General features: G+C 72.1%; 18 protein-coding genes. 6 read left to right on the top strand and 12 right to left on the bottom strand.

Features of this window, described 5'->3' with window-relative positions; translation table 11 throughout:
• Positions 1-36: 36 nt before the first annotated feature.
• The gene (locus LQK93_RS17745) at positions 37-2,592 is read right to left on the bottom strand and encodes a lysylphosphatidylglycerol synthase domain-containing protein (protein ID WP_374969084.1); all 2,556 of its coding nucleotides are present in this window, start codon (positions 2,590-2,592) and stop codon (positions 37-39) included.
• A gap of 127 nt (positions 2,593-2,719) precedes the next feature.
• Between LQK93_RS17745 and LQK93_RS17740 the strand changes: the two genes are divergently transcribed.
• The 3 genes from LQK93_RS17740 to LQK93_RS17730 are packed head-to-tail and all read left to right on the top strand — an operon-like array spanning position 2,720 to position 5,168.
• A complete protein-coding gene (locus tag LQK93_RS17740) occupies positions 2,720-3,727 on the top strand; it encodes an alpha/beta hydrolase (protein WP_374969083.1) in 1,008 nt (335 codons plus the stop codon).
• 59 nt (positions 3,728-3,786) lie between these two features.
• Positions 3,787-4,776: a ribose-phosphate diphosphokinase gene (locus tag LQK93_RS17735; protein WP_374969082.1), complete on the top strand. Its 990-nt coding sequence runs from the start codon at positions 3,787-3,789 to the stop codon at positions 4,774-4,776.
• Complete coding sequence (locus LQK93_RS17730; RefSeq protein WP_374969081.1) at positions 4,773-5,168, top strand: DUF3054 domain-containing protein; 396 nt, start codon at positions 4,773-4,775, stop codon at positions 5,166-5,168. The genes LQK93_RS17735 and LQK93_RS17730 overlap by 4 nt, the downstream gene beginning before the upstream one ends.
• A gap of 100 nt (positions 5,169-5,268) precedes the next feature.
• On the opposite strand, the gene arc is transcribed toward LQK93_RS17730, so the two are convergent.
• The 4 genes from arc to LQK93_RS17710 all read right to left on the bottom strand — a co-directional run bounded on the left by arc (position 5,269) and on the right by LQK93_RS17710 (position 10,264).
• Positions 5,269-7,059, bottom strand: a complete 1,791-nt coding sequence (gene arc / locus LQK93_RS17725) for a proteasome ATPase (RefSeq protein WP_374969080.1) — start codon at positions 7,057-7,059, stop codon at positions 5,269-5,271.
• A gap of 56 nt (positions 7,060-7,115) precedes the next feature.
• Positions 7,116-8,297: a tRNA (adenine-N1)-methyltransferase gene (locus LQK93_RS17720; RefSeq protein WP_374969079.1), complete on the bottom strand. Its 1,182-nt coding sequence runs from the start codon at positions 8,295-8,297 to the stop codon at positions 7,116-7,118.
• 11 nt (positions 8,298-8,308) lie between these two features.
• Positions 8,309-8,860 (bottom strand): single-stranded DNA-binding protein, encoded by a 552-nt coding sequence (locus LQK93_RS17715; protein WP_374969078.1) that lies wholly within the window; start codon positions 8,858-8,860, stop codon positions 8,309-8,311.
• Between the two features lie 261 nt (positions 8,861-9,121).
• Entirely contained in the window at positions 9,122-10,264 is a 1,143-nt protein-coding gene (locus tag LQK93_RS17710) for a site-2 protease family protein (RefSeq protein WP_374969077.1), read from the bottom strand.
• A 125-nt stretch (positions 10,265-10,389) separates the two neighbouring features.
• Between LQK93_RS17710 and LQK93_RS17705 the strand changes: the two genes are divergently transcribed.
• Complete coding sequence (locus LQK93_RS17705) at positions 10,390-11,229, top strand: RecB family exonuclease (protein ID WP_374969076.1); 840 nt, start codon at positions 10,390-10,392, stop codon at positions 11,227-11,229.
• A 44-nt stretch (positions 11,230-11,273) separates the two neighbouring features.
• Here LQK93_RS17705 and LQK93_RS17700 read toward each other — a convergent pair whose 3' ends face one another.
• From LQK93_RS17700 to LQK93_RS17680, 5 genes are all read right to left on the bottom strand, one after another.
• A complete protein-coding gene (locus LQK93_RS17700; protein WP_374969075.1) occupies positions 11,274-12,134 on the bottom strand; it encodes an alpha/beta hydrolase in 861 nt (286 codons plus the stop codon).
• Positions 12,135-12,279: 145 nt separating this feature from the next.
• Positions 12,280-12,450, bottom strand: a complete 171-nt coding sequence (locus tag LQK93_RS17695) for a hypothetical protein (protein ID WP_374969074.1) — start codon at positions 12,448-12,450, stop codon at positions 12,280-12,282.
• 283 nt (positions 12,451-12,733) lie between these two features.
• Positions 12,734-13,420 carry an acetate uptake transporter gene (locus tag LQK93_RS17690; protein ID WP_374969073.1) on the bottom strand — a complete coding sequence of 229 codons (687 nt, stop codon included), beginning with the start codon at positions 13,418-13,420 and terminating at the stop codon, positions 12,734-12,736.
• 399 nt (positions 13,421-13,819) lie between these two features.
• Positions 13,820-15,202, bottom strand: coding sequence for an aspartate aminotransferase family protein (locus LQK93_RS17685; RefSeq protein WP_374969072.1), 1,383 nt, complete (start codon positions 15,200-15,202; stop codon positions 13,820-13,822).
• A 14-nt stretch (positions 15,203-15,216) separates the two neighbouring features.
• Positions 15,217-16,716: a CoA-acylating methylmalonate-semialdehyde dehydrogenase gene (locus tag LQK93_RS17680; RefSeq protein ID WP_374969071.1), complete on the bottom strand. Its 1,500-nt coding sequence runs from the start codon at positions 16,714-16,716 to the stop codon at positions 15,217-15,219.
• Positions 16,717-16,776: 60 nt separating this feature from the next.
• Here LQK93_RS17680 and LQK93_RS17675 point away from each other — a divergent pair, with 60 nt between their 5' ends.
• Positions 16,777-18,129 carry a PLP-dependent aminotransferase family protein gene (locus LQK93_RS17675; protein WP_374969070.1) on the top strand — a complete coding sequence of 451 codons (1,353 nt, stop codon included), beginning with the start codon at positions 16,777-16,779 and terminating at the stop codon, positions 18,127-18,129.
• Positions 18,130-18,254: 125 nt separating this feature from the next.
• Here the strand turns inward: LQK93_RS17675 and LQK93_RS17670 are convergent, their stop codons facing one another.
• Positions 18,255-18,626, bottom strand: a complete 372-nt coding sequence (locus LQK93_RS17670; RefSeq protein ID WP_374969069.1) for a DUF5997 family protein — start codon at positions 18,624-18,626, stop codon at positions 18,255-18,257.
• Positions 18,627-18,771: 145 nt separating this feature from the next.
• Here LQK93_RS17670 and LQK93_RS17665 point away from each other — a divergent pair, with 145 nt between their 5' ends.
• Positions 18,772-19,554 (top strand): LysR substrate-binding domain-containing protein, encoded by a 783-nt coding sequence (locus LQK93_RS17665; RefSeq protein WP_374969068.1) that lies wholly within the window; start codon positions 18,772-18,774, stop codon positions 19,552-19,554.
• A 30-nt stretch (positions 19,555-19,584) separates the two neighbouring features.
• Here LQK93_RS17665 and LQK93_RS17660 read toward each other — a convergent pair whose 3' ends face one another.
• A complete protein-coding gene (locus LQK93_RS17660) occupies positions 19,585-20,316 on the bottom strand; it encodes an HAD family hydrolase (protein ID WP_374971539.1) in 732 nt (243 codons plus the stop codon).
• Positions 20,317-20,346 lie beyond the last annotated feature (30 nt).

The raw sequence follows: 20,346 nt of genomic DNA, 5'->3' as shown, positions 1-20,346 counted from the left end.
CACGAACACGCCGTGGGCGTATGCCGTCCGCCCGGCTCAGATGGCGCCCACCTTCTGCAGCCGGTTGAGGGAGAGCCACCCGAACGGGATGGGAAGCCAGTAGGTCGCGAGGCGATAGAGCAGGACCGAGGAGACGGCGGTGCCGCTGTCGATGCCGATCGAGATGAGACCGAACGACATGGCCGCCTCGATGCCGCCCAGGCCACCGGGCGTCGGCACGGCCGAGCCGACGATCGCCCCCGCGAAGTAGACGACCGCGATGGCGGCCACCGGCGCCTCGCCACCGAAGGCCCTCGTCGCGCAGACGAGCGCGCCGACGAAGGACATGTCGAGCATCAGGGCACCGCCGAGCAGCTGAGCGAGCTTCTTCGGGTGCTGGAGCACGGCGAGCACCTGGGGGAGCGCCGCCCTGATCTGCGGGAGGACCTGGTCGGTGAGGATCGCCCGGACCCTGGGCACGGCGAGCAGCCCGATGGCGAGGATCACCACGGCGAGGATGGCCGCCACGAGGACCGGCGATGGGCTGAACGAGACAGCAGGCCCCGTGCCCGCGAGGACGCCGGAGATCACGAGCAGCACGAAGTACGAGCAGAACTGGGCCACCTGCGCGACGCCCACGCTCGCGCCGGCGAGGGTGGGCGACAGACCCGAGGTCTGCAGGTATCGGGTGTTGAGGGCGATGTTGCCCACGGCCGCGGGCGCGACGAGGCCGCTGAAGGCGACGGCCAGCTGCGTCATGTAGGTCCGGACGAAGCGCAGGTGAATCTGCACCGCGCCTGCCAGGGCGATGGAGGCCCCGGCGAACGTCGCGGCCGCGAAGAGGACGAGGAGGACGGCCCAGCGCCAGTCCGCCGTGGTCACCACCTTGCCGATGTCGACCTGGGCCAGCTGGGTCAGGAGCAGGTAGCCGGCGACCCCACCCATGACGATTGTCAGGACGCCCTTGATCGAGATGCGGCGCAGCTCCACCGGCTCGACGGGCTCGGCCTGGGGTCGCAGGGCCACGAGCCGCTCCCGCAGCTCGCCGATCACCGACTTCGCGGCCCGGAGCGCCGCGCGGGTGTCGGGGCTGAGCGCGACGGGCTGGAGCACCGGGACGGCCCGCAGCACGGCGTCCTCACCGAGCGCGGCCACGGCCGAGGCGACGGTGCGCTCGGGCCCGACGGCGAGCGCCACGGTGGTGAGCAGCTGCGCGAGGTCGATGCGCAGGCTGATGTCGTCGGCGGCGACGTCGCCGCTGCCCAGGCGCCCGAGAGCCACGCCGCCGGCGTCGTCGAGCAGGACGGTCGAGGGACCGAGCTGCCGGTGGGCGATCCGACGCCGCTGCAGGGTGCCCGCCATGTGCCAGATCGCCTCGAGCTGCGCGCGGTCGAGCCCGCCGGTGAGCTCGGCGACCGGGGTGCCCTCGGGCTGGACGTAGGCGATGACGGCGGAGAACGGACCGACCTCCGAGACGGCGACGGGCTTCGGGGCCCGGATCCCTGCGTCGTGCAGCGCGAGCCCCATCAGAGTGCGGTGCTCGATCTCGGACTTCAGGGTCAGGGCGGGCGGCCGGGTGAAGCCGCTGCGCAGGCGGAGCACGCGCAGCAGGCGGCGGCCGGAGGCCAGCCCGAAGGTGTCGCGGTCGATGACGTGGACGTCGAGCGGACCGTCTGGGGTGACCCCCAGGTAGCGGCGGTCACCGGCATCGTTGCCGTCGATGAGCTCGAGCCTGGCCAGCGGGATGCCGCACGACACGAGCACCGCGGCCACCTCGGTGCCCGGAGGGCGGGTGGAGCTGACGCCGAAGACGAGCCGCGACGTGAGCCCGACGATCCAGCCCACCAGCAGCGAGCAGGTCAGGGCCGCAAGGGTCATGGCGCCCGACAGGAGGGTGGTGACGAGGGTGGCCACGACGACGCCCGTCGCGATCGGCGAGATCCACTTGCGTCCGGAGATGTCGGCCACCGTGAGCAGGGCGACCATCGAGACGATGACGATGTCGAGCGGGCCGGTGTGCCCCGCCGGGGTGGGCCGGGTGAGGACCCCGGTGATGAAGCCGCCGTTGCCCGACTGCACGAGCAGGCTCAGCACGATGACGAGGACGCCGGCCACGACTGCGGCGCCCAGTGCCTGGATGAGCTGCATGGGACGGCGGCGTACGAGCAGGTCGGCGCCGACGGCGATCGGCAGCAGCAGCACGCCGATGCCGCTCAGCCACCCCAGGAGGGTCAGCAGCAAGCGGGGTAGGCCGCTCGTGACGTCGGTGAGGTCCTGCTCGACGGCCCCACGGGTGCCGGCCGCGAGGTCGGCGACCATCAGGCCGAGCAGCAGGAGCAGCAGGGCCGCGGCCAGGCGTACGCCGTCGGCCGGGCGGCGGACGCGGTCGGGGATGGGCGGCTCCACGACCTCGACGTCCGGAGCCGGCCCGGAAGAGGACGGGTGTGGGAGCCGCGCCTGCTGCGCCGGCTGGACCTCCGGCTGTTCTTGCAGAGCGTCCTGCACGTGCTCCGTCCGGCGCATGGTCTCCCCCGTGGTGTCGTCCGGCCGCCGTGCGTCGCCGGGAGCGGCCCCCTGCGTGGGGGGCCGCGTCTCCTCCGCGTCGCCTGGCATGGGCCAATCCTGCCCGAGCCGGGTGCCGATTCGCCGCAGGGTGGGCGCGAAGCTGGGTACGCGCTGCCGCACTGCCGGCAGGCTGGGCCAGGTGTCATCTGGGGGCGACCGGTGGAACACTGACGGCGTGACGGTCACTGACTCGTGGGACATGCCGTTGCGGACCAAGCTCCTGGTCCGCGCCCTGAACCGCTCGAGGGGCAGCGACCGCATCCTCGTTCCCGACGAGATCGCCCGTAGCAGAGCGTGGTTCGCGCCGACCCGCATCCCGTACACCTGGGTCACCGGACCGGTGCCGGCCGGGGTCGAGATCGCCGGCACGAGCTTCGCGGCGCGCGACGGCCAGTCCATCCACGTGCGCACGTACCGGCCCCGGGGCACCCGGGATGAGGACCTGCCGGCGCTGCTGTGGTTCCACGGCGGCGGCTGGGTGCTGGGCAACACGCGCGGCTACGACCCCATCTGCGCGTGGCTCGCCGACCGCGCCCATGTCGTGGTGCTCAACGTCGACTACCGGCTCGCACCCGAGCACCGCGCCCCGCAAGCGGTGCACGACTGCGTCGACGCGGCGCGCTGGGCCGCATCGGGAGCACCGGACGCCTCGGGAGCACGGTGGCGCAGCGGCGGGCTCGGCCTCGCCGGTGACTCGGCGGGGGGCAACCTCGCAGCCGTGGTGGCGCAGGTGCTCCGTGACGAGGGCGGTGCCGACATCGCCCACCAGGCGCTCGTCTACCCGGCCGTGGACGCCACCATGAGCTCGGAGTCGGTGGCGCTGCACGCCGAGGCCCCGATCCTCACCCGCGTCGACATGGACGCCTTCCTCGCGCACTACCTCGGCGACGCGGAGGACGCGCTCGACCCGCTCGACCCGTTGGTCTCGCCGCTGCACGCTGAGGAGCTCGGCGGCCTGCCCCCGACCCTGGTGCAGACGGCGGACCTGGACCCGCTGCGCGACGAGGGCGCCGCGTACGCGAGAGCACTGCGCGACGCAGGGGTCGACACGCGCCACACGAACTATGCGCGCGTGCCGCACGGGTTCATGAGCTTTCCCGGCGCCACGCGGGTCGGCGTGGCCGCGCGCGCGGAGCTGGTGCGCTGGGTGCGCGACCACGCGCACGACCGCGGGCTCCGATAGTCTGCAACAGCACGCCGGTCCGTGTGGATGGGCGGGGACGGTCGAGGGATGGTCTCGAAGTGAACGACGTCGTCGTGTTCAGCGGTTCCGCCCACCTGGAGCTGGCCGACCGGATCTGCACCCACCTCGGGGTGACCCGCTCCCCCGCGGAGATCAAGCGGTTCAGCAACGACTGCCTGCAGGCGCAGCTGCTGGCGAACTGCCGCCAGCGTGACGTCTACATCGTGCAGCCGCTGGTCCCACCGACCCAGGAGCACCTGATGGAGCTGCTCCTGATGATCGATGCGGCGCGCGGCGCGTCGGCCGCGCAGATCACCGCCGTGATGCCGCACTACGCCTACGCCCGCTCGGACAAGAAGGACGCCTCGCGCATCTCGCTCGGCGGGCGCCTCGTGGCCGACCTCATCGCCACCGCCGGCTGCCACCGGGTGCTCACGATGGCCCTGCACGCCCCTCAGGTCCACGGGTTCTTCTCCACCCCGGTCGACCACCTGACCGCCATCGGTGTGCTGGCCGACCACTTCCGTGGCACCGACCTGTCCGGCTCCGTCGTCGTGAGCCCGGACCTCGGCAACGCCAAGGTGGCCACCCAGTTCGCGCGTCTCCTCGGGCTGCCGGTCGCCGCCGGCTCGAAGCAGCGGGTCGCCGACGACCGGGTCGTCATCGACGCCATCGTGGGAGACGTGGCCGGACGGCGCGCCATCGTGCTCGACGACGAGATCGCCACCGGCGGGTCGATGGTCGAGCTGATCGACCGGCTGCACGAGGCGGGCGCGACCGAGGCCGCGATCGTGTGCACGCACGGGCTCTTCGCCGGGAAGGCGGTCGAGCGCCTCCGCGGCCACCCGTTCGTCACCGAGGTCGTCACGACCGACACCGTGCCCCCGCCCGACGACTGGCCGGAGCTGACCGTGCGCTCGGTCTCGGCCCTGTTCGCCGAGGCGATCAGCCGTATCCACCACGGCCGCTCGATCAGCTCGCTGTTCGAGGGCGTCGACCCGACCCACGCACCGCCCCAGCCGCGCCTGCCGTTCGACACGCTCCCGTGACCCGCCCCGTCTGGTGGCGCCGGCCCGGCCCCGCCCTGGTCCTCGACGTCGTGCTCGTGCTCGTCTTCGCCGCCATCGGCAGGTCCAGCCACCGCGAGGCCGGCCCGGCCCTCGGCGCCGTGCTCACGGCCTGGCCGTTCCTCGTCGGCACGCTTCTGGGCTGGGTCGTGGTGCGCGTGCTGCGCGGACGCTGGCCGGTCGAGCTGGCGCCCGGTGTCACCGTGTGGTTCGCCACCGTCCTCGTGGGCATGCTGCTGCGCCGCGCGACCGGCCTGGGCACCGCAGCGAGCTTCGTCGTGGTCGCCTCGGTCGTGCTCGCTGCGTTCCTGCTGGGCTGGCGCGCATTGGGGGCGTATGCCGCCCGCCGCGCCGAGCGGCCCACGCACAGCTGACCGGACCTCCCGCCCGCCTGAACCGTCGAGAGGCCGAGGTGGCCCGGAATGCGGGCCACCTCGGCCTACGTGGTCGGTTGAGGGTGTCGGTTCAGAGGTGTCAGAGGTACTGGCCGGTGTTGGCCGTCGCGATGGAGCGGCCCGGCTCGGTGCCGTCCTTGCCCTTGATGAGGGTGCGGATGTAGACGATGCGCTCGCCCTTCTTGCCGCTGATCCGCGCCCAGTCGTCGGGGTTGGTGGTGTTGGGCAGGTCCTCGTTCTCCTTGAACTCGTCGACGCAGCTGGCCAGCAGGTGCTCGACGCGGATGCCCTTCTGGCCGGTCGTGAGGAAGTCCTTGATGGCGAGCTTCTTCGCCCGGTCGACGATGTTCTGGATCATGGCGCCCGAGTTGAAGTCCTTGAAGTAGAGCGTCTCCTTGTCGCCACCCTGGTAGGTGACCTCGAGGAAGCGGTTCTCCTCCATCTCGGAGTACATCCGCTCGACCGCGGCCGTGATCATGGCCTCGACCGTCGCGTCGCGGTCGCCACCGTGCACGGCAAGGTCGTGCTCGTGCAAGGGAAGGGTGGCGGTGAGGTACTTGCTGAAGATGTCACGGGCGCTCTCGGCGTCGGGGCGTTCGATCTTGATCTTCGCGTCGAGGCGGCCGGGGCGCAGGATCGCGGGGTCGATCATGTCCTCGCGGTTGGAGGCGCCGATGACGATGACGTTGTCGAGCCGCTCGACGCCGTCGATCTCGGCGAGCAGCTGAGGCACGATCGTCGTCTCGACGTCACTGCTGACGCCCGAGCCACGCGTGCGGAAGAGCGAGTCCATCTCGTCGAAGAAGACGACGACGGGCGTGCCGTCGGACGCCTTCTCGCGTGCGCGCTGGAAGATCAGCCGGATGTGCCGCTCGGTCTCGCCGACGTACTTGTTGAGCAGCTCCGGACCCTTGATGTTGAGGAAGTAGCTCTTCTCCATCGCCTTGCCGGTGCGCGCCGCCACCTGGCGGGCCAGGGAGGCGGCGACCGCCTTGGCGATGAGCGTCTTGCCACAGCCGGGAGGGCCGTAGAGCAGGACGCCCTTGGGCGGCTTGAGAGCGTGCTCCCTGTAGAGCTCGGGGTGCAGGAAGGGAAGCTCCACGGCATCGCGGATCTGCTCGATCTGCCCGGAGAGGCCTCCGATGTCCTCGTAGTCGACGTCGGGAACCTCCTCGAGGACGAGCTCCTCGACCTCGAGCTTCGGGATGACCTCGTGGACGAAGTTGGAGCGGGGGTCGAGGGTCAGGGAGTCACCGACGCGGATGGCCTCCGCGAGCAGGGGCGTCGCGATGCGACACACCCGCTCCTCGTCGCCGTGGGTCACGACGACGACGCGGTCGCCGTCGATGCGCTCCTTGACGGTGACGACCTCTCCCACGCGCTCGTAGCCGTGGACCGAGACGACGTTGAGCGCCTCGTTGAGCATCACCTCGCGGCCGAGCCCGAGGTTCTGCTGGTCGACCGATGGACTGATCGCCACACGCATCTTGCGCCCGCCGGTGAGGATGTCGATCGCACCGTCGTCGGGGGCGTCGAGGACCAGCCCGTAGGTGCTCGGCGGCTGGGCGAGCCGGTCGACCTCCTGCTTCAGGTTGACGATCTGCTCCCGGGCGTCCTTGAGCGTGCGCACGAGGCGCTCGTTCTGCGAGGAGAGCGTCGACAGGCTCGTCTGCACGTGGGCCAGGCGGGCCTCGAGCTCGCGCGTCCGCTGGGGCGAGTGGCGGGCCGCCTCGCGCAGCGACTGGACCTCGGCGCGCAGCGCTGCCAGCTCCCGGTCACCTGCGCCGGCGGTCCCGGTCTCTCCCTGTTCACGGGGCTCTCGGGCACCGGCGGCACCCTGGTGGTCTGGGTTTCGGACGTCGTCGGACATCTCGGCCTCCTGGATCCGTCACTCGCACACAGTGACCATTCGACCCTAACCCCGGTTCAGCGGATGTCGTCGGATGTATCAGTCAGTGATCGTCGGACGCGTCGGATCGTCTTGTCGCTTTTGACGCGCTCACCGAGCGCCTCTGCGGTCCACGCCTCCGCCGGCACATCGGTCGAGGCGGTGGACCCGGGCACTGCCGTGGAGCCATCGACCTCCGGTCCCGTGCCACCGCCTGCGGCGACGTCGGCTTCGCCGTAGGCGCCCTTGGCCGGGCGCCGCTTGCGTTCGGGCGCGGGCACGCCCGGGGCCAGCCGGCGAGTGGTGATGAGGAAGCCCGTGTGCCCGTGCATGCGGTGCTGGGGCCGCACTGCGAGACCCTCCAGGTGCCAGCCACGCACGAGCGACTCCCACGCCGAGGGCTCCGTGAAGCCACCGTGGGCCCGAATGCCCTCCGCGACCCGGCTCAGCTGTGTCGTCGTGGCGACGTAGCAGATCAGCACGCCACCGGGGATGAGGGCCTCCGCGACGGCTTCCAGGCACTCCCACGGGGCCAGCATGTCGAGAACCACCCGATCGACGGTGCCGGGTTCGACGAGGTCTGGCAGCGACTCGACGAGGTCTCCCACGGTCACCGTCCAGGCGGGGTGGTCACCGCCGAAGAACGCGCGCCCGTTGCCGCGGGCGATGTCCGCGAAGTCGGCGCGCCGCTCGAAGGACAGCAGCCGGCCCCGCTCTCCGATGGCCCGGAGCAGCGACATGGACAGCGCCCCGCTGCCCACCCCCGCCTCCACGACTGTCGCGCCGGGGAAGATGTCGGCCATCTGCACGATCTGGCCCGAGTCCTTGGGGTAGACCACGGCGGCGCCGCGTGGCATCGACATGACGTAGTCGCTGAGGAGCGGCCGCAGCGCGAGGTACTCGACGCCGGCCGTGTTGGTCACCACGGAGCCGTCGTGCGACCCGATGAGGTCGTCGTGCCGGAGGAAGCCCCGGTGCGTGTGGAACTCACGACCCGGCTCCAGCGTGATGGTGTGCAGGCGGCCCTTGGGGTCGGTCAGCTGCACCCGCTCGCCCACTTCGAAGACACCGCGGCGGGCGTGGGCGCCGGTCACCCGTGCGCCGTCCGTTCCTCGCCCGGGAAGGGCCCCGCCAGTCGTCCGCGGCTCGGCTGGGACTGGCTCGCCGAGGTGCTGCTCGGCGGTGCGCTGCCCGGCGTCGGGCTGCTCGGCGTCGGTCATGGGAGCACAGTCTAGGTGCCCGCGCCGGCACCTCCGGACGCCCTCCTCAGGGCCGTCGCCTCGACCTCGTATCGGCTCTGCCTCCCGGCGGCGCCGCCGAAGAAGCGGCGTCGGAGGGCGCCATCGACCTCGATGAGGTCGTCGGCCCGTAGGCGAAGGGCGGTGCGCCGTGTCGTTGCGGTCCAGCAGACGACGTCGATGGTGTCGACCGTGGCCCGTCTGGGGCCCTCGACGGGCTGACGCCTGCGTGCAGGGGTCGGTGTCCGCCCCACGACGACACGGAGCGTGACGATGCGGTCGCCGCTCGGCAGCTCCCGCTCCTCCGCCTCCGCCGCCAGACGGCCGCTGAGGCGCACCTCGTTGCGACCGGAGCTGCTTGGGAGCTGCGCTGCACCCGCCTTGGCGGTGCCTCCCTCGGATCGTCGCGCGCCGGCGGACGGTGCAGCCGCTGCAGCGTCGGTCAGCTTGGCGGTCCTGGTCGTCTTGGCCGTCCTGGTCGTCCTGGTGGCCGTGGTGTTGGGCGTGTTCGCCGTGGTGCTCGGGTCGGTCCGGCTCGTCGTCATGACGCCTTCCTTCGGCCCGCCCGTCGGGCCGTCGCCTCAACGGTTGCGTGCTGCCCCGCTCTGGCCCAGCCCCTCGCCGCTTGCTGTGGACCGCCGCCGCCGACCCCAGGGGGGTGTGGACAAGGTCCGACCCGGGACCGGGCTGATCCTCGTCCCGCCCTCACGTCGGCTGCACCGTTCTGGCCGGTGCGGACCGGTTCGCTGCCAGATCGGAGTCGGTTCGAACCGGGTTCGGAGCGGTTCGAGGCAGGTCGCTGCCGGTCAGCGACGTCCCCGTCGGGCGAGCTGCGCGCCGACCACGTCGTTGATCCGTTCGGCACGGGCCAGCCCCCGGACGTCGCGGGTGGACTCGTCGACGACCACCGCCAGCGACAGCTCCCCCTCGCTCATCGCACGGATGAGGTCGGTGAGCACCGCGTCGGCCGGCAGGGCCAGTACCCAAGCAGGCGGCTGGGTCAGCGTGACGGCAGCGACGGTCGTCCGGTCACGGCTCTCCATCGGCACCTGCGCCACGGACTCGGCATCGACGATCCCGAGCGGCCACCCGCTGGGGTCGGCCGCCGCCAGCCAGGCACCCGGGGCGGCGCCGTCCAGCTCACTCAGGGGCAGGCTGCCGGGCACGAGGACGAGAGGCTCCAGCACATCGGTGGCCCGCCCTGCGCTGGCCACGTGGATCTGCCCGGCGCGCACCGCGGCGGTGGCGCCCTGCCAGAGGAAGAACGCGATGGCCACCGGCCACAGCAGGTCGAAGACCTGCGGCGCCCCGCCTTCGAGGAGACCGCGGACCACGAACCAGCCCACCGTCGCGACGGCCACCACCCGGCCCAGCCAGCCCGCGGCCACGAGACCGCGGCCCTTGCTGCCGGTGGCCCGCCAGACGAGGGCACTGACGATCTGGCCGCCGTCCAGGGGCAGCCCGGGCAGGAGGTTGAAGAGCCCGACGAGCAGGTTGGCGAAGGCGACGATGCCCAGCAGCGTCTGGGCCGTGTCGTTGGCCGTGACCGAGCGCAGCGCCCACCCGAGGGCGGCGAGAAGCAGGTTGGACAGCGGACCGACCAACGCCACGAGGGCCGTCGTGGTCGGTGAGCTCCTCGTGGCGTCGTAGACGGTGTGCCCACCCCAGACGTCGGCGACGATGCGGCTGACCGGGTGCCCGCGCCAGCGAGCGGCGAGGGCGTGCGCCGCCTCGTGCACGAGCACCGACGCGAGCAGCAGCACGGCATACCCCGCGGCCAGCAGGTAGCCGTAGGACGCCCCTCGGTCGGGGCGGGAGAGGTTGGGACCGAACAGGACGACGATGACCAGTGCGATGACCGGCCACGACCGACCGAGGTACACCGGTGTGCCCACCAGGCTGCCGATGCGCCACCCGTGAGCCGCATCGGACCGGGCGCGGGTGCTCATGGCCCGACCCTATGCCCTGGTGCGGCCTCTCGGCCGTGACCGGCCGATGAGGAGCCGATGAGGGACCTGTGGGCCTCGGTGGAGCCTGCGCCGACGATGTCGGTGCGGCGCAATACAGTCGGGCCATGGTTGCAGCGCTGTCCCCCAGTCGGGCCGCCGACTTCATGTCGTGCCCGATGCTCTACCGCTTCCGAGTCATCGACAAGCTCCCCTCGCCGCCCACCCAGGCGACGGCTCGCGGCACCCTCGTCCACGCGGTCCTGGAGCGGCTCTTCGACCTGCCGGCGGCCGAGCGCACCGTCGAGGCAGCGGTCGGACTCGTCGCCTCGGAGTGGGAGCGCCTCGCGGCTGAGGAGCCGGCGATGCTCGACCTGCTGGCCGAGCACGACGGTCGCACGGACGAGTGGTTCGCCGGGGCAGCCACCCTCCTCGAGTCCTGGTTCGGTCTCGAGGACCCCACCCGCCTGGAGCCTGCCGAGCGCGAGCTGTACGTCGAGACGGAGGTCGACGGCCTCGTCCTGCGGGGCTACGTCGACCGCCTCGACGTGGCTCCGAGCGGTGCCATGCGCGTCGTCGACTACAAGACCGGACGCTCTCCCTCCGAGCACTTCGAGGCCAAGGCGTTGTTCCAGATGAAGTTCTATGCCCTGGTGCTGTGGCGCCAGCGTGGTGTCATCCCCAAGCGCCTGCAGCTCGTCTACCTCGGCAACAGCGAGATCGTCGCCTACGAGCCCGACGAGCAGGACCTCCTCGGCACCGAGCGGAAGGTCAAGGCGCTGTGGCAGGCGATCGAGCGGGCCGCGACGACCGGGGACTGGCGCCCCAATCCCAGCCGGCTGTGTGACTGGTGCGACCACCGGGCCCTGTGCCCCGCCTGGGGCGGCACCCCTCCCCCGCTGCCCGACGACGCCGCGTCGCGCGCCGTCGACCCGAGCGTCACCGGCCTGGTCGAGATCGACGCCTGAGCCACCAGGGTCCGGGTCCACCGGGCGGTCCGTGCCTGCCCTCGCTACGAAGCGGATCTCCCGGCGCGTGGGCTCTGACCCGTGACGATCTGGGCGATCGCGTACAGCGATGCCGTGCCGGCAACGAGGTAGCCGTTGTGCCCGTGCGTCCTGTCGACCGGGAGCGACCGGGCGCCGAAGCCGCGCGCCGTGGGGTCGGCAGCGTGGCCGAGGCCGTCGACGCGGGTGTGAGGCACCAGGCCGATCGGGTCGTCAGGAGCGATCCCGGCCCACACCGTCGCCGACGTGTGCAGGGCTGCTCGGGACCAGACGTCCATGCCGGGCGAACCGACGACGACGAGGGACGACACGTGCAGTCGGGGTGCGGCATGGCCACACACGACCGAACCGTAGCTGTGGCACACGACGGTGACCCGGGCGGACGCCGGGAGGCTGCCGACGAACGCGGCCAGTCGCGGAGCTCCTTCGACGGCACGGTCGGAGCGGGCGGCGTCAGGGTCGATCCCGGCGGGCGCGTCGTAGTCGAGCCAGACGACCACCGCGGCCGGCGTGCCGGGCGCACGTCGCTCCATCTCCGCCAGGAGGCTGCGGGCCTGCACCGCGGGGTGCCTGCGCCCGGCACCGCTCTCGTCACGCAACAGGGGCCCGGTCCATCCCACGCCCGGGACGATGACGGCGATGTTGCGAGCCCGGCGAACGTCACCGAACGCCTCCACGAGGCGGCCCTGCCCGCGCGTGTCCGTGCTGAGCACGGTGGCCGCAGGACCCGTGATGGCCACCGGAGCACCGTCGCTCAGCGACTGGCCCACGGCGGGTGCCGCCCCGGCCAGCAGCGTCACCACCGTGGCGGCACCAAGGGCGAGCCGGTCGCGCAGGCGCCTCCGTGGCCGCTGTGCGGTCCTCATGGGTCGTACGCGGCCCGTCGGTCGTCGTTGCACTCAGCATCCTTCTCACCCGTCGACACATGCAGTCCGTCAGTCTGCGTGAGGATTCTGGGAGCAGCGTCCGAGAGCAGACGAGGACCGGGCCCCGCGGGCGGCGACCCGAGGGTCAGGCGTGAACCTCGGTCAGGTGTCTCGTGAAGGCCAGCCGGTCGAGGCTGACGTGGTCGCAGCCGCAGACCCACACGCCCAGGGGGACGACGATGCCGCGCACACGTGCGTCCTCACGGGCACAGTGCAGCTGGTAGCGCCGTACGACGCGGCGCAGCAACCCGGTCATCGGCCCATCTCGGTGTGGTGGGCGGAGAGGCTCGTCAGGGCGTGCGGCAGCGTCGTGGAGGGGGATGTCATGGCGCTCCAGCGTAGGTGGCACTGCCCCGCCGAGGCCAATCGAGCGACTGCCCGGCCCGCTTCGTGCGCCTCTCGGCGCGGCCAAAACGCCCGCGGACATCCAGGGCATGACAAAACGACGCGACCCCACGGCACTCGGATCCCGGCGCTGGACCGCGGGTCCCTCAACGACGGCCGGCCCAGCCCCCTCGTGAGAGCCCTCGCTCAGGCGGTCAGCGAGCCTTCCCTGCAGGAGCCATCGGCCACGTGGGCACGACCGTCCGCTTGAAGGTCTCGTTGGTCACGCCGGCAAAGGAGGCGTACCACGCAGCCAGGGCCGTCGCGAGGCCGAGCCAGCCGCCGATCTTCGTCCACGACGAGGTGGGCGGGATGATGGCGGAGAAGGCGCCGATGCAGAGGGCGACGAACGTCAGCGTCAGCAGGACGAAGACGGCCGCCACGGCGCCGCTCACGCGGAACGAGGCCACGGTCATGTAGCCGGTGAAGATCGCCCAGCCGAGCAGGTAGAGCCCGATCCCCTGGTGTATCTGGGCGGCGACGGCCACCAGGGCCGGAGTGCTGAGGATGAAGGTCGCCAGGAACCAGTACGACAGCCAGAAGGCGCCGAACGAGCTGAATGCCGTGGCCCCGAAGGTGTTGCCACGACGGAACTCCCACATGCCGGCGAGCAGCTGCGTGATGCCGCCGTAGAAGAGTGCCAGTGCCAGGACCGTGGGGGCGAGTGCTGCGTTGAGGATGCCCGCGTTCACGACGCTCAGGACCATGGTGGTCATGGCGAAGGCTGCGAGCCCCAGCGGGGCGGGGTCGGCCGTGGCGGCCACCGCTGTCGGCTCGGCGGTCACCGGCGCCGTGGCTGCCGTCATACCCGCCGTGGGGGTGGTGATGTTGGTGTCAGACATCGGAGGCTCTCCTCGTCCGGATCGGCCGGCTGCCGATCAGCCGGGCTCCATCGCTTCTTCTGAAGGGCGCTGGGCGTACGGCCGTTCGGTCGGTGCGAGCGCACCCCGTGCGAGCAGAAGCAGGTCCGGCGGGAAGGTCTCCGTATGCCGTGGGGCCTCGCCTCGGCGACGCGAGCCCACGGCCGCCTCGGGATGACTCCCTCGTCAGGCGCTGCCTGTCTCCTCGCTCACTGAACTTGTCCAACAAGTCTGACACCGCCTACGGGACGCGTCCATGGAATGGAGCACCGCCCAGCGGGGTTGCGGCAGCCCCGCTCCAGCGCAGGAACACGGTGGGGCCGGGTCTCGCGACCCGGCCCCGCTGCGCCGGGAGACCCCTTCCTACGAGTCGCCGTCGGTTCAGGCGGTGAACTCGTCGGCCACGGCGAGCGCCTCGTCGAGCACCGCAAGGCCCTCCTCCACCTCGGCCGGGGTGGTGGTGCACGGCGGGACCACGTGGGTCCGGTTGAAGTGGGTGAACGGCCAGAGCCCCCGCTCCTTGCAGGCAGCCGCGAAGGCGGCCATGGGGCGCGCCGCCTCGCCGGCCGCGTTGTAGGGCACGAGCGGCTCACGCGTCTCTCGGTCTCGCACGAGCTCCACGGCCCAGAACACGCCCAGCCCGCGGACGTCCCCGACGCTCGGGTGCTTGGCCGCGATCTCGCGCAGGCGAGGACCGATGACGTCGGCGCCGAGCATCCGCGCGTTCTCGATGATGCCCTCCTCGCGGAAGGCGTTGATCGAGGCGACGGCCGAGGCGCACGCGAGAGGGTGGCCGGAGTAGGTGAGGCCGCCGGGGTAGGCCCGCTGGTCGAAGGTGGCCCGGATCTCGTCGGAGATGATCACGCCGCCGAGCGGCACATAGCCGGAGTTGACGCCCTTGGCGAACGTGATGAGGTCGGGACGCACACCCCAGTGGTCGACGGCGAACCACTCGCCGCACCGGCCGAACCCGGCCATGACCTCGTCGACGACGAGCACGATGCCGTGCTCGTCGCAGAGGTCGCGCACGCCCTGGAGGTAGCCGTCCGGCGGCACGAGGATGCCGTTGGTCCCGACGACCGTCTCGAGGATGATCGCCGCGACGGTGTGCGCGCCCTCGACCATGATGGTGTCGCGCAGGTGCGCCAGGGCGCGGTCGCGTTCCTGCTCCTCGTTCTCGGAGTGGAAGGCGGAGCGGTAGGTGTAGGGCCCCCAGAAGTGGACGATCCCCGGCAGGCCCGGCTCCGAGGGCCACCGGCGCGGGTCGCCCGTCAGCGTGATCGAGCCGCCGGTCGCGCCGTGGTAGCTGCGGTAGGTCGCCAGCACCTTGTGCCGCCCGGTGTGCAGGCGCGCCATGCGGATGGCGTTCTCGTTGGCCTCGGCGCCACCGTTGGTGAAGAAGACCGCCGACAGGCCCTCGGGCGCCACCTCGGCGATGAGGCGTGCCGCCTCGCTGCGGGCGTCGTTGGCGAAGGCCGGCTGGATCGTGGCGAGCCGGGCAGCCTGCTCCTGGATCGCTGCGACGACCTTCGGGTGGCCGTAGCCGATGTTGACGTTGACCAGCTGGCTGCTGAAGTCGAGGTAGCGCCTGTCGTCGTAGTCCCAGAAGTAGGAGCCCTGGGCGCGGGCGATGGGCAGGGGGTCGATGAGGCCCTGGGCGGACCACGAGTGGAAGACGTGGGCGCGGTCGAGGGCGCGCACCTCGTCCCCGCCCATGTGGTCGAGGAGGTCCTTGACGACGGTGCGCTGGTCGAGCTCGGTCATGGCTGCCTCGTCTCTCATCGGGTGCGCGGGAAGCCGAGGTCGACGCTCGAGGTGGCGGGGTCGGGCCAGCGCTGCGTCACCACCTTGCCGCGCGTGTAGAAGTTGATCCCCTCGGGGCCGTACATGTGGGTGTCGCCGAAGAGCGAGTCCTTCCAGCCACCGAAGGAGTAGTACGCGACGGGTACCGGGATCGGCACGTTGATGCCGACCATGCCCACCTCCACCTCGTTCTGGAAGCGGCGGGCCGCCCCGCCGTCGCGGGTGAAGATGGCGGTGCCGTTGGCGTACTGGTTGGCGTTGATGAGGGCGAGCCCCTCGTCGTAGGTGGCGACGCGCACGACCGAGAGCACCGGGCCGAAGATCTCGTCGCGGTAGACGGTCATGTCGGGGGTGACGTCGTCGAGAAGCGTCATCCCGAGGAAGAAGCCGTCGTCGGGGACCTGTTGCTCACGTCCGTCGACGACCACGGTGGCCCCGGCCTCGGCGCCGGCGGCGACGTAGCTGGCCACCTTGTCGCGGTGCTCGCGCGTGATGAGGGGGCCCATGTCGGTGCCCTCTGCGGCGCCGGGTCCCACGGTCAGCTTCGGCAGGCGCGAGGAGATCGCCGAGACGAGCTCGTCGCCCACCTCGCCGACCGCCACGGCGACGGAGAGGGCCATGCACCGCTCGCCGGCGGCGCCGTAGGCCGCCGAGACGATCGCGTCGGCCGCCATGTCGACGTCTGCGTCGGGCAGCACGAGGGCGTGGTTCTTGGCGCCCCCGAGCGCCTGCACGCGCTTGCCCTGGGCGGTTCCGCGCTCGTAGATGTACTTCGCGATGGGCGTGGAGCCGACGAAGCTGACCGCGGCGACATCCTCGTGGTCCAGGAGCGCGTCGACGGCCTCCTTGTCGCCGTGCACGACGGTGAAGACGCCGTCGGGCAGGCCGGCCTCCTTCCACAGCTCGGCGAGGAAGAGCGAGGCGGAGGGGTCCTTCTCGCTCGGCTTGAGCACGAACGTGTTGCCGCAGGCGATGGCGTTGGCGCACATCCACAGCGGCACCATGACCGGGAAGTTGAAGGGCGTGATGCCGGCGACGACGCCGAGGGGCTGGCGGATGCTGTAGACGTCGACGCCGCTCGCGGCCTGCTCGGAGAAGCCCCCCTTGAGCAGCTGGGGCACGCCGGTGGCGAACTCGACGTTCTCGAGCCCGCGGGCGATCTCGCCGACCGCGTCCGAGAGGACCTTCCCGTGCTCGGCCGTGACGATGGCGGCCAGTTCGTCGGTGCGACTGTGCAGCAGCTCACGGAAGGCGAAGAGGACGGCGGAGCGCCTGGAGAGCGAGCTGGTGCGCCATTCGCGGGCGGCGGCGACCGCGGTCTTCACCGCTGCGTCCACCTCTGCGGCGGTGGCCAGCGGAACCTCACCGCTCTGCTGGCCGGTGGCCGGGTCGAAGACGGGTGCGGTGCGGCCGGAGGTGCCGGGCACCCGCGCGCCCGAGATCCAGTGGTCGATGGCGGTCAGTGAGGTCGTCATGCCCGCCAGATTACGTTTCAGGGCTAGGCCACACAATGAATAGATTGCTATGTTACGAACATGCGCGCGCTCATCTCCTCGCTCGAGGAGCGCCTCGACGCCCCGACCGCCAAGGGCCTGGCACAGGCGGTGTCGCGGGCGATCCGGGACCAGGCGCTGCGACCGGGCGACCAGCTGCCGCCGATCCGCCGGCTCGCGGCCGAGCTGATGATGTCGCCGACGACCGTCAGCGCCGCGTGGCAGCTGCTGGCGCGCTCGGGCACGATCCGCTCGGACGGCCGGCGTGGCACCACGGTGGCGCCGAGCGCACGAGGCGGCGAGCGCTACTCGCGCGCCCTGCGCCACGAGTCACCCGTGCACCTGGACCTCTCCACCGGAATACCGGACAGCGCCCTGCTGCCGGCACTCGTTCCCGTGCTGTCCGTGCTGCACGACCCGGCGACGCCGAGCAGCTACCTCGACGACCCGGTGCTGCACGACCTCCGCGCCGAGCTCGAGCGCGACTGGCCGTACGCCGCGGACGACCTCCTCGTCGTCGACGGCGCCATGGACGCGCTCGACCTGCTCACGCGGGTGCTCCTGCGTCCCGGGGACCTCGTGCTCGTCGAGGACCCCGGCTTCCCGCCGCTGCTCGACCTGCTCGAGGACCGCGGCGCCGACGTGGTGGGCGTGCCGCTCGAGGACGACGGGCTGCAGCTGGGGCGCGTGCAGGAGCTGCTCGAGCGCCGGCCGGCCGCCGTGGTGATCCAGCCACGTGGACAGAACCCGACCGGAATCTCGATGTCCGCGGCCAAGGCACGGCGCCTGGCCGAGCTGCTCCGAGGCCAGGACTGCGTCGTCGTCGAGGACGACTCGAGCGGCCCCATCGCCACGTCGGCACCGATCAGCCTCGGGACCTGGATCCCCGAGCAGGTGCTGCACATCCGCAGCTTCAGCAAGTCGCACGGCCCGGACCTGCGGATCGCGGCCCTCAGCGGCCCGGACGCGCTGCTGGCTCCCGTCCGCCACGCACGGGCCATCGGGCAGGGCTGGACGAGCCGCCTCCTTCAGCGGGTGCTGACCGGCTTGCTGCGGGACGAGGCGTGTGCGCGCGGCATCGAGCAGGCCCGTGCCGAGTACGCGCGTCGGCGCCAGCTCGTCGTAGCCGGCCTGGAGCGGCACGGCATCGAGGTCCCGGGCACCGAGGGCCTCAACATCTGGGTCCCCGTGCGCGACGAGGCCGCCGCCGTCCTGCGTCTCGCCAGCCAGGGCATCGCCGTGACTCCCGGGTCACCCTTCTCGGTCGAGCACGTCACGGGCCCGGAGGGCCACGTGCGGGTCACGACCGGCCTGGTCCGGGAGCACCACGCCGAGCTCGCCGACCTCATCGCCGACGCGGCCAAGGCGGGGACCTGGACGGCCCAGCACCGCTGAGAGCACGGGGGCGACTCAGGGAGGGCCCGTGATCCCCACGGGAGGCAGGCCCCTGCCATATGCGTGAGCCGCGGTTCCCGTCGAGGGCTCACCTCCTGCTGCAGGGAGGTGACCCCGATGCGGGTTCAGCCCTTCTGGGCGGCGGCGGCCTTGAGTCGTGCCTCCTCGGCGCGCACCTGGGCGTAGACGTCGCGCTCGGCGACGAGCCAGTCGGGCATCTCGTCGAGGATCGCCTTGATCTGCGCGGTGGTGAGGTGCTCTCCCACGCCGGACCGGGCGAGCCCCGAGTTCGAGATGCCGAGGCGCCGCGCCGTCTCCTGGCGGGTGTGGGGCCCGTTGCGGCGCAGGTCCGAGAGCCACTGCGGCGGATCGGCCTGTAGGGCGTTGAGCTCGTCGCGGCTGACCACACCCTCCTGGAACTCAGGGGGCGTCTCCGCGAGCAGCACCCCGAGCTTCTTCGCGGCCGTCTGGGGCTTCATGGTCTGCGGCTTGGGCATGGGGCAAGCGTAGGGGCTGGCGCCAGGGTGGCCGACCACGTCGCACACCGCATCGGGGGCCCGAGGCCGTCGAGCGCGGCCGCCTGCTGCACTAGCCTCGGACCGTCCTGCCACGACGGTGGACGCCCACGACGGAAGGCCCACCATGACGCACCCGTTCCGCGTCGAGTTCGTGCCCGGCGTGACGCCGGACAAGTGGCTGCGCGTCTGGGCGGCACGGCTGCCCGAGTCGCCGCTGGAGGCCTCCCCCGCCGAGAACGCCGACGCCGCGGCCCATCTGCGGGACGGGTCGGCGTCCATGGCGCTGCTCCGGTTGCCGGTGGAGCGCGAGGGCCTGCACGTCATCCCGCTCTACGAGGAGGTGCCGGTGGTGGTCGTGTCGAAGGAGCACGTCGTGGCCGCCTTCGACGAGGTCGACGTGGCGGACCTCGCCGAGGAGGTGCTGCTGCAGGACCCGGCCCTCGTGCCCGAGTGGGCCGAGATCGCCACGCCGGATGCACGGGAGCGCACGGCCGCGATGCCACCCATGACGACGAAGCAGGCCGTCTCCGTCGTGGCGTCCGGCTCGGGGATCGTCATCGTGCCGATGTCGGTGGCCCGCCTGCACCATCGCAAGGACGTCGTGCACCGCCCCGTCGCCGGGGTGGCCCCCTCGCGCGTCGGCCTGGCGTGGCGCGTCGACGACGAGGACCCGCGCATCGAGGACTTCATCGGCATCGTCCGCGGACGCACCGAGCGCTCCAGCCGCGGCAGCGCGTCGCACGCCGGCGAGGCGCAGCCGAGCGAACGGACCGGCGACGCGGGCGGACGGCATACGCCCTCGGACGGGCGCCGGCAGGAGCGGGGCCGGACGCTCCCCCAACGCGGCGCGGCGCCTCGGAAGCGTGGGGCCTCGAGCGGCCGCAGCCGCCGCAAGGGCCGCCGGTGAGCGGGGGCTGAGGCGGCGCCGAGCTGTCGCTCAGCCTGCGGAGGAGGTGTCGCCCTCGTGGTGCGACGAGTCGCTGCGGACCGGGCGGACGATCTCGACGAGGTGCGCTGCGCGCACCCCCGCCAGCGTGTCGAGGTGCACCGCGCCCTCGATCTGCGGCACCGGGACGACGTGCGGGATGGCGATGGTCGGCACGCCGGCGGCCGTCGCCGAGCGGACCCCGGCCGGCGAGTCCTCGATGGCGATGCAGTCTGCAGGGTCGGCCCCGACGAGGCGTACCGCTGCGAGGTACGGCTCCGGGTGGGGCTTGCCGTGGCTCACCGCGTCACCGGTCACGAGGTGCTGGAAGGCGCCCTCGGGCAGGTTGCGCACGACCACGTCGGCCAGCGACCGCCAGGACATGGTCACGAGCAGCGAGGGGACGCCGAGCGAGCCCAGCTCGAGCAGCAGCTCACGGGCCCCCGGCCGCCAGGGGACGCGCTGCTCGACGCGGCCGATGACGCGGTGGAGCAGGGCGTCGACGATCTCCGGCACCGTCAGCGAGATGCCCGACTGGTCGATGATCAGCTGGGCGGAGACCTCGAGCGCGTTGCCCACCAGCTGGTGGGCGAACTCGTCGTTCCACACTCCCCCGTGCGCTCCGACGAGCTCGTGCTCGGCCTCGATCCAGTACGGCTCGGTGTCGACGAGGGTGCCGTCCATGTCCCACAGCACGGCGGCCGGCAGCGAGAGGTGCGGGCCGTCCTCGCGCTGCGTCACCACGTCCTGCGCCCGGCCGGCGTCGCTCGAGCT

It is taken from the genome of Terrabacter sp. BE26, from assembly GCF_041941675.1.
GTDB lineage: Bacteria > Actinomycetota > Actinomycetes > Actinomycetales > Dermatophilaceae > Terrabacter.
The sequence above is the reverse complement of the archived record's forward strand: the minus strand, read 5'-3'. Positions and strand labels throughout refer to the sequence as shown.

Coding starts and splice junctions, on each gene's coding strand:
- LQK93_RS17745 (WP_374969084.1), bottom strand. CDS start 2,592: ATGCCAGGCGACGCGGAGGAGACGCGGCCCCCCACGCAGGGGGCCGCT.
- arc (WP_374969080.1), bottom strand. CDS start 7,059: ATGTCCGACGACGTCCGAAACCCAGACCACCAGGGTGCCGCCGGTGCC.
- LQK93_RS17720 (WP_374969079.1), bottom strand. CDS start 8,297: ATGACCGACGCCGAGCAGCCCGACGCCGGGCAGCGCACCGCCGAGCAG.
- LQK93_RS17715 (WP_374969078.1), bottom strand. CDS start 8,860: ATGACGACGAGCCGGACCGACCCGAGCACCACGGCGAACACGCCCAAC.
- LQK93_RS17710 (WP_374969077.1), bottom strand. CDS start 10,264: ATGAGCACCCGCGCCCGGTCCGATGCGGCTCACGGGTGGCGCATCGGC.
- LQK93_RS17705 (WP_374969076.1), top strand. CDS start 10,390: ATGGTTGCAGCGCTGTCCCCCAGTCGGGCCGCCGACTTCATGTCGTGC.
- LQK93_RS17700 (WP_374969075.1), bottom strand. CDS start 12,134: ATGAGGACCGCACAGCGGCCACGGAGGCGCCTGCGCGACCGGCTCGCC.
- LQK93_RS17695 (WP_374969074.1), bottom strand. CDS start 12,450: ATGACCGGGTTGCTGCGCCGCGTCGTACGGCGCTACCAGCTGCACTGT.
- LQK93_RS17690 (WP_374969073.1), bottom strand. CDS start 13,420: ATGTCTGACACCAACATCACCACCCCCACGGCGGGTATGACGGCAGCC.
- LQK93_RS17685 (WP_374969072.1), bottom strand. CDS start 15,202: ATGACCGAGCTCGACCAGCGCACCGTCGTCAAGGACCTCCTCGACCAC.
- LQK93_RS17680 (WP_374969071.1), bottom strand. CDS start 16,716: ATGACGACCTCACTGACCGCCATCGACCACTGGATCTCGGGCGCGCGG.
- LQK93_RS17675 (WP_374969070.1), top strand. CDS start 16,777: ATGCGCGCGCTCATCTCCTCGCTCGAGGAGCGCCTCGACGCCCCGACC.
- LQK93_RS17670 (WP_374969069.1), bottom strand. CDS start 18,626: ATGCCCAAGCCGCAGACCATGAAGCCCCAGACGGCCGCGAAGAAGCTC.
- LQK93_RS17665 (WP_374969068.1), top strand. CDS start 18,772: ATGACGCACCCGTTCCGCGTCGAGTTCGTGCCCGGCGTGACGCCGGAC.